The sequence below is a fragment of the Bradyrhizobium sp. cir1 genome (assembly GCF_014198245.1).
In the GTDB taxonomy this organism is placed as follows: Bacteria; Pseudomonadota; Alphaproteobacteria; order Rhizobiales; family Xanthobacteraceae; genus Bradyrhizobium.
The window spans coordinates 1-11717 of the sequence record NZ_JACIHE010000025.1 but is presented as its reverse complement, the minus strand read 5'-3'; the positions used below and the strand labels follow the sequence as shown (position 1 = coordinate 11717).

9 protein-coding genes are annotated in these 11717 nt (G+C 63.2%); all 9 read left to right on the top strand.

Features of this window, described 5'->3' with window-relative positions; genetic code table 11:
- The first annotated feature begins 58 nt into the window (after window positions 1-58).
- The 9 genes from urtA (at window position 59) to GGD63_RS33140 (ending at window position 11580) form a co-directional block, all read left to right on the top strand.
- Window positions 59-1318, top strand: a complete 1260-nt coding sequence (gene urtA, locus GGD63_RS33180; RefSeq protein ID WP_183248426.1) for an urea ABC transporter substrate-binding protein — start codon at window positions 59-61, stop codon at window positions 1316-1318.
- Window positions 1319-1450: 132 nt separating this feature from the next.
- On the top strand, window positions 1451-2377 hold the full coding sequence (urtB, locus tag GGD63_RS33175) for an urea ABC transporter permease subunit UrtB (RefSeq protein ID WP_183248425.1): 927 nt from the start codon (window positions 1451-1453) through the stop codon (window positions 2375-2377).
- A gap of 17 nt (window positions 2378-2394) precedes the next feature.
- On the top strand, window positions 2395-3537 hold the full coding sequence (urtC, locus tag GGD63_RS33170; protein WP_183248423.1) for an urea ABC transporter permease subunit UrtC: 1143 nt from the start codon (window positions 2395-2397) through the stop codon (window positions 3535-3537).
- Between the two features lie 10 nt (window positions 3538-3547).
- Window positions 3548-4303 carry an urea ABC transporter ATP-binding protein UrtD gene (urtD, locus tag GGD63_RS33165; protein ID WP_183248421.1) on the top strand — a complete coding sequence of 252 codons (756 nt, stop codon included), beginning with the start codon at window positions 3548-3550 and terminating at the stop codon, window positions 4301-4303.
- A gap of 228 nt (window positions 4304-4531) precedes the next feature.
- On the top strand, window positions 4532-5221 hold the full coding sequence (gene urtE, locus GGD63_RS33160; protein WP_183248419.1) for an urea ABC transporter ATP-binding subunit UrtE: 690 nt from the start codon (window positions 4532-4534) through the stop codon (window positions 5219-5221).
- A gap of 28 nt (window positions 5222-5249) precedes the next feature.
- Complete coding sequence (fmdA, locus tag GGD63_RS33155) at window positions 5250-6479, top strand: formamidase (protein ID WP_183248417.1); 1230 nt, start codon at window positions 5250-5252, stop codon at window positions 6477-6479.
- A 194-nt stretch (window positions 6480-6673) separates the two neighbouring features.
- Complete coding sequence (locus GGD63_RS33150) at window positions 6674-7051, top strand: zinc ribbon domain-containing protein (protein ID WP_183248415.1); 378 nt, start codon at window positions 6674-6676, stop codon at window positions 7049-7051.
- Window positions 7052-7106: 55 nt separating this feature from the next.
- Window positions 7107-8147, top strand: coding sequence for an aliphatic amidase (locus GGD63_RS33145; protein WP_183248412.1), 1041 nt, complete (start codon window positions 7107-7109; stop codon window positions 8145-8147).
- A 352-nt stretch (window positions 8148-8499) separates the two neighbouring features.
- Window positions 8500-11580 (top strand): autotransporter domain-containing protein, encoded by a 3081-nt coding sequence (locus GGD63_RS33140; RefSeq protein WP_210316070.1) that lies wholly within the window; start codon window positions 8500-8502, stop codon window positions 11578-11580.
- Window positions 11581-11717 lie beyond the last annotated feature (137 nt).

Genomic DNA, 11717 nt, shown 5'->3' with positions numbered 1-11717 from the left:
AAATTCGAGCCATCCTCACGGCACCAATCGCGTGTCCTCGAACAAAAGTGGGGTGCTCATGTCAGACGAAGCAAACAAGGGCCTGTTGTCGCCGCTCCGGCGCAAACTATTGATGGGAATGGCGGCCGTGCCCGCCATCACGATGCTGCCGCGGGCGTCTTTCGCGCAGGCCCCGGCAACCTCGGCGGTCAACACCACGGGTCTCGCCGTCACCGACACCGAGGTCACGGTCGGCATCCTGCATTCGGCCACCGGCACCATGGCCATCTCCGAGACCGGCTCGATCGAGGCCGAGAAGCTCGCCATCGAGCAGATCAACGCCATGGGCGGCGTGCTCGGGCGCAAGATCAAGTTCATCCAGGAAGACGGCGCCAGCGACTGGCCGACCTTCGCCGAGAAGGCGAAGAAGCTGCTGGTCAACGACAAGGTCGCGGCGATCATGGGCTGCTGGACCTCGGCCTCCCGCAAGGCGGTGCTTCCGGTGGTCGAGCAGTACAACGGCATGCTCTATTACCCGACCTTCTATGAAGGCCTCGAGCAGTCCAAGAACGTCATCTACACCGGCCAGGAGGCAACACAGCAGATCCTCGCCGGCCTGAACTGGATCGCCAAGGAAAAGGGCGCCAAGACCTTCTTCTTCATCGGCTCCGACTACATCTGGCCGCGCACCTCGAACAAGATCGCGCGCAAGCATGTCGAGAACGTGCTGAAGGGCAAGGTCGTCGGCGAGGAGTATTACGCGCTCGGCTCGACCCAGTTCAACTCGGTCATCAACAAGATCAAGCTGACCAAGCCCGACGTGATCTTCACCGACGTCGTCGGCGGCTCCAACGTCGCCTTCTACAAGCAGCTCAAGGCCGCCGGCATCGACCTCGCCAAGCAGCCGCTGCTCACGATCTCGGTGACCGAGGACGAGATCGACGGCATCGGCGGAGAGAACATCGCGGGCGCCTATGCCTGCATGAAGTACTTCCAGTCGCTCGACAATCCCAACAACAAGGCCTTCGTGCCGGCGTTCAAGAAGGCGTGGGGCGAGAAGACCGTGATTGGAGACGTCACCCAGGCTGCCTATCTCGGCCCGTGGCTGTGGAAGTTGACGGTCGAGAAGGCCGGCTCCTTCGACGTCGACAAGATCGCGGCGGCCTCGCCGGGCGTCGAGTTCAAGGGCGCGCCGGAAGGCTATGTGCGCATCCACGAGAACCATCACCTCTGGTCGAAGACCCGGGTGGGCCGTGCCAAGCTCGATGGCCAGTTCGAGCTGATCTACGAGACCGCCGATCTCGTCGAGCCGGATCCGTTCCCGAAGGGTTACCAGTAAGCGGCGACGTCACTCGCGCTTCCCCTCAAGGCAAAACCGCTCCCTGGCGTGGATCGCAAGTCCATGCCCAAGACCCCCGCGTCGCGACTCTGCATCGCGACGCGGGACCCTATTCCCCGACGGAGGACATCGATGTTCGGCGACTACTCGCTTGGTGACCTTGGCTCCATCTTCGTCATGCAGGGCTTTGCAGGACTGATCCTGTTCTCGGTCTACGTCCTGATGGCGCTCGGTCTTGCGATCATCTTCGGCCAGATGGGCGTCATCAACATGGCCCATGGCGAGTTCATGATCCTCGGGGCCTACGTCACCTGGATGACCTCCAACCTGTTCCAGACCTACATGCCGAGCCTGTTCGGCGGCTACTTCTTCCTCGCGATGATCCTGGCCTTCCTCGCATCCGGTGCGCTGGGCATGCTGGTGGAATGGGTGCTGATACGGCATCTCTACAAGCGGCCGCTTGATACGCTGCTTGCGACCTGGGGCCTCAGCCTGATGCTGCAGCAGGCCTATCGCTCGGTGTTCGGCGCGCGCGAGGTCGGCGTCGAGTTGCCGCAATGGATGCTCGGCTCCCTGCACGTCACAGACAGCATCGAAGTGCCGATCAACGGCGTCTTCGTGATGTGCCTCACCGTCCTGATCACCATCTCCGTTGCCTATGTGATGTACAAATCGCGCTGGGGCCGCCAGGTGCGCGCCGTGGTGCAGAACCGCATCATGGCCGGCGCCGTCGGCATCAACACCGAGAAGGTCGACCGCTATACCTACGGCCTCGGCTGCGGCATCGCGGGCGTCGCTGGCAGCGCCTTCACCATGATCGGCTCGACCGGGCCGACCTCCGGACAGCTCTATATCGTCGACACGTTCCTGGTGGTCGTGTTCGGCGGCGCAGCCAGCCTGCTCGGCACCATCGCCTCGGCCTTCTCGATCTCGCAGACGCAATCCACCCTCGAGTTCTTCATGTCGGGCTCGATGGCCAAGGTGCTGACGCTGCTCGCCGTTGTCGGAATCCTGATGCTGCGGCCGCAGGGGCTGTTCGCCCTCAAGGTCCGCAAGTGAGAAATGGGGCTGATGTTATGACCGACAATCGGTTCTTCAATCGATCGGAGCTGATCGGAATTCTGGTGCTCGCGGTCTTCCTCGTGGTGGTGCTGCCGCTCACGCTGGACGTGTTCAGGCTCAACCTCGTCGCCAAATATCTGACCTATGCCTTCGTCGCGCTGGGACTGGTGATCTGCTGGGGCTATGGCGGCATCCTGAGCCTCGGCCAGGGCGTGTTCTTCGGGCTCGGCGGCTACTGCATGGCGATGTTCCTCAAGCTCGAGGCCTCGAGCGTGGAGAACACCAAGATCCAGTCGACCCCCGGCATCCCCGATTTCATGGACTGGAATCAGATCACGGCGCTGCCATTCTTCTGGAAGCCGTTCAACAGCCTCACCTTCACCATCGCCGCCATCATTCTCGTCCCCGGCATCTTCGCGCTGATCATCGGCACCGCGATGTTCAAGCGCCGCGTCGGCGGCACCTATTTCGCCATCATCACCCAGGCGGTCGCCGCCATCCTGACGATCCTGATCGTCGGGCAGCAGGGCTACACCGGCGGCATCAACGGCATGACCGACCTTCGCACGCTGAAGGGATGGGACATCCGGCCCGACCACGCCAAGATCGTGCTGTACTTCTTCGAGGTCGGTTGCCTGTTCGTCTGCATCATGATCGCGCAGTTCGTCCGACACTCCAAGCTCGGGCGCATCCTGGTCGCGATGCGGGAGAAGGAGGATCGCGTCCGCTTCTCCGGCTACAGCGTCGCGAACTTCAAGATCTTCGCTTTCTGCATCGCCGCCGTGTTCGCCGCGATCGGCGGCGCCATGTTCGCGCTCAATGTCGGCTTCATGTCACCGTCCTTCGTCGGCATCGTGCCGTCGATCGAAATGGTGATCTACACCGCGGTCGGCGGCCGCTTGTCGATCCTCGGCGCGATCTACGGCACGCTGCTGGTCAACTTCGCCAAGACGAGCCTGTCGGAAACCTTCCCAGAATTGTGGCTGTTTGGCCTCGGCGGCTTGTTCATCGCCGTGGTGCTGGCCTTCCCGAACGGCCTTGCCGGGATCTGGGGCGACTATGTGCAGCCGCGCATCGATCGCCTGATCGCCTCGCGCAAATCGAAACCTGATGGCTGGACCGACAGCTCGGTCGCCGACGGCGCCCCGGCGGAGTGAGGAGATCATCATGCTCATAGGTCATCAGCCCAAGGAATTCCTGCTCGCCGTCGAAGCGCTCACCGTGTCGTTCGACGGGTTCAAGGCGGTCAACGATCTCTCATTCTATGTCGACGAGAACGAGATCCGCGTCATCATCGGTCCCAACGGCGCCGGCAAGACCACCGTCCTCGATCTGATCTGCGGCAAGACCAAAGCGACGTCAGGCTCGATCCAGTTCCGCGGCAAGGAGCTGACGCGGATGCGGGAGAACGAGATCGTTAAAACCGGGGTCGGACGCAAGTTCCAGAACCCGTCGATCTACGACGATCTCACCGTGTTCGAGAATCTGGAGATCTCCTATCCGCGCGGCCGCTCGGTGTTCGGCGCATTGACCTTCACCCGCGACGCTGCCGTGCGCGACCGGGTGCACGAGGTCGCCGAGATGATCTTCCTGAAGGACCGGCTGCATATGAATGCCGATCTGCTCAGCCACGGCCAGAAGCAGTGGCTCGAGATCGGCATGCTGCTGATTCAGGATCCGGACCTCCTGATGCTCGACGAGCCCGTCGCCGGCATGAGCGTGTCCGAGCGCGCCAAGACCGCCGAGCTGCTCAACCGCATCATCAAGAACCGCTCGGTGCTGGTGATCGAGCACGACATGAAGTTCGTCGAGGACATCGCGCACAAGGTCACCGTGCTTCACCAGGGCCAGATCCTCTCGGAGGGGACGATGGAGAAGGTGAAGAACGACCCCAAGGTCGTCGAAGTTTATCTGGGGCACTGAACGATGGCGAAGTTGGTCGAGTCCGCCGCGGCAATGACGGTGCACCTCTCCCCTTGTGGGAGAGGTCGGATCGCATCGCAAGATGCGATCCGGGTGAGGGGTCTCTCTCCGCGAGTCAAACTGCATTTCGCATCCGCGGATGCATACCCCTCATCCGTCGCGGGCTTTGCCCGCGCCACCTTCTCCCACAAGGGGAGAAGGAAGGCATACCGAGCTTAGGAGCAATCGATGCTGGCAATTTCCGATCTTCACGTCGCCTACGGCCAGAGCGAGGTGCTGCACGGGCTCAACGTCAAGGTCGCGCCGAACGAGATCGTCGCGATCATGGGCCGCAACGGCATGGGCAAGACCACCCTAATGAAATCGCTGATGGGCATCCTGCCGACCAAGAGCGGCTCGGTGACCATGGATGGCGCCGAGCTGGGGAGCCTGCCGAGTTATGAGCGCGTCGCCAAAGGGCTCGCCTATGTGCCGCAGGGCCGCATGATCTTCTCGACGATGACCGTGAAGGAGAACATCGAGACCGGCCTCGTCGTCTCCGGCGGGTCGGAGGTGCCGGCCGACATCTACGAATTGTTTCCGGTGCTGCTGGAGATGAAGGGCCGCCGCGGCGGCAATCTTTCCGGCGGCCAGCAGCAGCAGCTCGCGATCGCGCGCGCGCTTGCGACCAAGCCGAAGGTGCTGCTGCTGGACGAGCCGACCGAAGGCATCCAGCCCTCGATCATCAAGGAGATGGCGCGGACCCTCAAACGCATTCGCGACGAGAAGGGGCTCTCGATCGTCGTGTCCGAGCAGGTCCTGAGCTTCGCGCTCGATATCGCAGACCGCGTGCTGGTGATCGAGAACGGCGAGATCGTGCGCGACGATCCGCGCGATGCCGTCGATGCCGCGCAGGTCTCGAAATATCTGTCCGTCTAACCAACCGTAGTAAAAGGGGAGCATCTCGATGCCAGAGACACTGATCAAGGTCGATCTCACCAAGTCGGCTTACGAAAATGACATGGTGCACAACCGCTGGCACCCCGACATCCCGATCGTGGCCTGGGTCAATCCCGGCGACGATTTCATCATCGAGACCTATGACTGGACCGGCGGCTTCATCAAGAACAACGATTCCGCCGACGACGTGCGCGACATCGACCTGTCGATCGTGCACTTCCTGTCCGGTCCGATCGGCGTCAAGGGCGCCGAACCCGGCGACTTGCTTGTGGTCGACCTGCTCGACGTCGGACCGCTCAAGGAGAGCCTGTGGGGCTTCAACGGCTTCTTCTCCAAGCAGAATGGCGGCGGCTTCCTCACCGACCACTTCCCGCTGGCGCAGAAGTCGATCTGGGACATCAAGGGTCTCTATACCTCGTCCCGTCACGTGCCCGGCGTGAATTTTGCCGGCCTGATCCATCCCGGCCTGATCGGCTGTCTGCCTGATCCGAAGATGCTGGAGACCTGGAACAAGCGCGAGGCCGAGCTGATCTCGACCAACCCGACCCGCGTGCCCGGCCTTGCCAATCCGCCGTTCGCGCCGACCGCCCATGGCGGCCGTGCCAAGGGTGACGTCAAGGCGAAGATCGGCGCGGAAGGCGCGCGCACCGTGCCGCCGCGCGAACACGGCGGCAATTGCGACATCAAGGATCTCTCCCGTGGCTCGAAGATCTACTTCCCGGTCTACGTGTCGGGCGCGGGTCTCTCGATGGGCGATCTGCACTTCAGCCAGGGCGACGGCGAGATCACCTTCTGCGGCGCCATCGAGATGGCCGGCTGGCTGCATCTCAAGGTCGAGGTGATCAAGGACGGCATGTCGAAATACGGCATCAAGAACCCGATCTTCAAGCCGTCGCCGATCACGCCGAACTACAAGGACTATCTGATCTTCGAAGGCATCTCGGTGGATGAAGCCGGCAAGCAGCATTATCTCGACGTCCACATCGCCTATCGCCAGGCCTGCCTCAACGCCATCGAATATCTGAAGAAGTTCGGCTACTCCGGCGCCCAGGCCTATTCGATCCTCGGCACCGCGCCGTGCCAGGGCCATATCTCAGGCGTGGTCGACGTACCCAACGCCTGCGCCACGCTATGGCTGCCGACCGAGATCTTCGACTTCGACGTGATGCCGTCGGCGACCGGACCCATCAAATACATCACCGGCGATATCCAGATGCCGATCTCGCCGGACAAGTAGTCGGTGCGCTCCCTCTCCCCGTTCTTGCGGGGAGAGGTTGGGGTGAGGGGCTGCCTCCGCACGAACGGTGGCAGTGAGTTTGCGGAGACTCCCCCTCACCCGGAACGCATCTTCCGATGCGTTCCGACCTCTCCCCGCAAGCGGGGCGAGGTGAAGCAGACGCCCCGTCATGACCAAACGCGAAGGGATCCAAGATGCCGGTCTACGAATATCTTTGTGACGACTGCGGTCCCTTCAAGGACTTGCGCCCGATGGCGGAATGCGACGATCCGCAATGCTGCCCGCATTGCGAGACGCTGGCGCCGCGGGTGATCCTGACCGCGCCGAATTTCTTTTGCATGCCAGCGGAGAAGCGCAAGGCGCACGCCGTCAACGAGCGCAGCACGCATGCGCCGCAGACGCTGGCGCAATACAAGGCCTCGCACGGCCCGGGCTGCGGCTGCTGTTCCTCGGGCAAGACCGTGAAAGACAAGGGCTCGACGGACAGGAAAAAGCCGGCGCGGCTGATGACCAAGACCGGGAGCGGCGCCAAAGGCTTTCCGACGGCGCGTCCCTGGATGATCAGCCACTAACCCGCTTGCCCGATCGGCCGAAATCTCAAACAAGTAAAAGACAGGAGCGCTCAACATGCTTCACGGTGATATCTCCAGCAGCAATGACACGGTCGGCGTCGCGGTGGTCAACTACAAGATGCCCCGCCTGCACACCAAGGCCGAGGTGCTCGACAACGCCCGCAAGATCGCCGACATGATCGTCGGCATGAAGGTCGGTCTGCCCGGCATGGACCTCGTGATCTTCCCGGAATATTCCACGCAAGGGATCATGTACGATTCCAAGGAGATGTACGAGACGGCGTCCGTGGTGCCGGGCGAGGAAACCGCGATCTTCGCCGAGGCCTGCCGCAAGGCAAAAGTGTGGGGCGTGTTCTCGCTCACCGGCGAACGCCACGAGGAGCATCCGCACAAGGCGCCCTACAACACCCTGATCCTGATGAACGACAAGGGCGAGATCGTGCAGAAGTACCGCAAGATCATGCCGTGGGTGCCGATCGAAGGCTGGTATCCCGGAAATTGCACCTATGTCTCCGAGGGCCCGAAAGGCCTCAAGGTCAGCCTCATCATTTGCGACGACGGCAATTATCCGGAGATCTGGCGCGACTGCGCCATGAAGGGCGCAGAGCTGATCGTGCGTTGCCAGGGTTATATGTATCCGGCCAAGGAGCAGCAGGTCATGATTTCCAAGGCCATGGCGTGGGCCAACAATGTCTATGTCGCGGTCGCCAATGCCGCGGGCTTCGACGGCGTCTATTCCTATTTCGGTCACTCCGCGATCATCGGCTTCGACGGCCGTACGCTCGGCGAGTGCGGTGAGGAGGATTACGGCATCCAGTACGCGCAGCTGTCGAAACATCTGATCCGCGACGCCCGCCGCAACGGCCAGTCGCAGAACCATCTCTACAAGCTGGTCCACCGCGGCTACACCGGAATGATCAATTCCGGCGACAGCCCGCGCGGCGTCGCGGCGTGCCCGTATGATTTCTACAAGAACTGGATTAGGGATCCCGAAGGCACGCGCGACATGGTCGAGGCCATGACCCGCTCGACGCCGGGGACCGACGAGTGCCCGATCGACGGCATTCCGAATGAGGCCGCGGCGTCCAATTACTGAGCCATTGCCGGCACCGGAAGCTGCGCGCGGCTCGGCTTTCGCTGGTGAAGGTGTCGTTCGGTCGAGGGCGGCCTGTCCGGTCCCTGGGAAGTGTTGTGAACGGCCGTCAACATCCCATTCGAGCCCGCCCGTGCGCGACTGGCGACGGCACCGGCAAACCGTGGCGCGGTTGCAACATGACGGCGGGATTCTGCTTCGGTTGTGTGCCAAACGGACGCATTCCGGGGGCGCCGTAGTTCTACGGCGCCCCTTGATGGCCTAGGTTCCCGCTGCAATTGCCGGGAATGGGGAGCGTGACGTGAGGGGCGAGGGGCTATCGAGGCGGCAGGGTCGACTGCGCCGACGCGGCGCCATGCTGCTTGTCAGTGCAAGCGTACTCTTCGGCAGTCTCAGCCTCTGGACGACTCCGGCCAGCGCGCTGTGCGCACCCGATCCGGCCACGAGCGGCCAGACCGTGACCTGTAGCGGCACCGACGCGGACGGCTTTCAGGCCGGAGCCGGGATCAACAGCCTCAATGTCAACGTGCTGTCCGGCGCGACCGTGAACGACAACGGCACGCTCTCGATCGGCGTCAACGATTCCAGCACCGTGACCAACAACGGAACTCTGTCGGCCGGCTCGGGCCTGATCGGCATCGGTGTCGAAAACGCCAACACCGTGACCAACAACGGTACCATCACCGTGCTCGACAACCGTCGCGGCATCCTTGCGATCGATCACAACGTCATCGCCAATACCGGAACGATCACGACGGGTGACAGCGGGTCCGCAATTTCGATCGGTGACAACAACACCGTCACCAATAGCGGCGCTCTGTCGGTCGGGGCGTCGGGGGTGGCCATCTTCTCCGGCCAGAACAACACGATCAGCAATGCTGCGACGGGCACGATCACCGGCATCTCCGATTCGATGGGAATCTACGCGGTCGGTGGCGCGACCATTACGAACGCGGGCACGATCACGGTCGGCGATTCCTCCGGCTTCTCCGGCGGCATCCTGGCGATCAACAACAATAATACGATCACCAACACCGCCACGGGCACGATCACGGTCGGGCAGAACGCCACCGGCATCTTCATGCAAGGCAGCGTTCAGACCGCCAGCAATTTCGGCGCCATCACGGCCGGCGACTCCGGTGTCGGCATTGCGGTGCTGGGCGACGACGCCAAGGTGACCAATGGCGGCACGATCACCGCGGGCGACAGCGGATCGGCAGGCATCTCGGCGCAGGGCGACCGGGCCGCGATCAGCCAGAGTGGCACGATCAATGTCGGCGTGGGCGCGGCGGGCATCGCTTATTCCGGATCGTCCGCCACGGTCGCGAACAGCGGTCGGATCACGGGCGGTGATTTCGCGGAAGGCATCCTGGCGTTCGGCGATTCCAACATCGTCACCAACAATGGCACGATCACCGTCGGCGCGGCCGGTGTCGGCATCGACGTGAGCTCGTTCACCACGACCAATCAGGTCGTCAATACCGGTACCATCACCGTCGGCGCCGGCGGTGTCGGCATCACCGTGAGCGGCGGTGGAAGCGTCTTCAATTCCGGCACCATCAACGCCGCGACCGGCTTGGCGGCGATCGAGTTCTGCAGCTGCGGCCCGAACACGCTGACGCTCGGCCCCGGCAGCGTCATCAACGGCCAGGTGCTTGCATCCGGAACCGACACGTTCCAGCTCGGCGGCACCGGCAAGGATACGTTCAATCTCGACCTGATCGGCGTCGGGCTCCAGTACGATGGCTTCTCGACCTTCAACAAGATCGACAGCTCGACCTGGACCGTGACCGGCACCGGAAATCAGGACTGGAACGTGCTCGGCGGCACGCTTCTGCTTGCCGGCACCATCAACGGCACCGTGACCGTCGCGAGCGGCGGCACATTCGGCGGCGTCGGCACGGTCGGCACGACCACCGTCAATGGCGGCATGCTGGCGCCGGGCAATCCGACCGGCACGCTCACCGTCTCAGGCGACCTCTCGTTCACCAGCGCGTCGAGCTATCTGGTGCAGGTCTCGAGCGCCAGCAACGGCCTTGCGATCGTGACCGGCACCGCGACGCTCGGCGGCGCTGCCGTCGTCGTGGTTCCGGCCGGCTCGATCGCGAAGCACTATACGATCCTCAACGCGGGTACGTTGCCCGATGCGTTCAATCCTGTTGTCGCGGGCCTGTCGTCGAACCTGCATGCGACGCTCAGCTACGATCCCCACAACGTCTACCTCGACCTCGCGCTGGGCTATGGCAGCGGCCTCAATGTCAACCAGCAGAACGTCGCCAACGTGCTGACGAATTATTTCAACAGCACCGGCAGCCTTCCTGTGGCGCTCGCCAATCTCTCGCCGGCCGGTCTCACGCAGGCCTCCGGTGAATCGGGCACGGGATCGCAGCAGACGACTTTCAACGCGATGAACCTGTTCATCAATCTGCTGACCGACGTGTTCGGCTCGGGGCGCAGCGGTGCACCCGGCGCGACGCCGTATGCCGATGATGCGAGCGCGAATGCCTATGCCGCAACCGGCAAGAATGCGCGTGACAAGAACGCGCGCGATGCGTTCGCCGCGATCTATCGCAAGGCGCCGGCTGCGACATTCGAGCAGCGCTGGGACGTGTGGGCAGCCGGCTATGGTGGCTCGCAGACCACCGACGGCAACACTGCCCTCGGCTCCAACACCACCAGCAGCAGCGTCTACGGCACGGCCGTCGGCCTCGACTATCGCTTCTCGCCGTCGACGATCGCCGGTGTCGCGCTGGCCGGCGGCGGCACCGGCTTCAACGTCAACGGGCTCGGCTGGGGCCGCTCCGACCTGTTCCAGGCCGGCGCCTTCGTGCGGCACACGGCGGGGCCGGCCTATATCACCGCAGCGCTGGCCTATGGCTGGCAGGACGTCACGACGAACCGCATTGTCACCGCCGCAGGCGTTGATCAATTGCGGGCGCAGTTCAACGCCAACGCCGGCTCGGGCCGGATCGAGGGTGGTTACCGCTACGCCACGCAGTGGATTGGCCTGACGCCCTATGCCGCGGCCCAGGCCACGCTGTTCAGCCTGCCGAACTATTCGGAGTTCGCGGTGGTCGGCAACAACACCTTCGCTCTCAATTATGCCGCCAAGGACGTAACCAGCACGCGAACCGAGCTCGGCCTGCGCGCGGACAAGTCTTTTGCCGCGGCTGGTGGCCTGATGACCCTGCGCGGTCGCCTCGCCTGGGCGCATGACTACAACCCGGATCGCACCGTCGGTGCGGTGTTCCAGACGCTGCCGGGTTCGGCCTTTGTCGTCAACGGCGCCGCGCAGGCGCGCGATTCTGCGCTGACCACGGCATCGGTGCAGATGAACTGGATGAACGGCTGGTCCGCGTCGGCAACCTTCGAAGGCGAGTTCTCGAACGTCACGCGGTCCTATGCCGGCAAGGCCGTGGTCCGCTACGCGTGGTGATGACTCTTCGCTAGATCAGGCGGGACTGCCACCCTCCCCTGGAGGGCAGGGCTATCGCATATGGCTGAGGATCTGCAAAAGGAAGGCGTTATCCCATCCTGCGCGCTTGATTTTGAGGCGGATGGATTTTCGGTCGG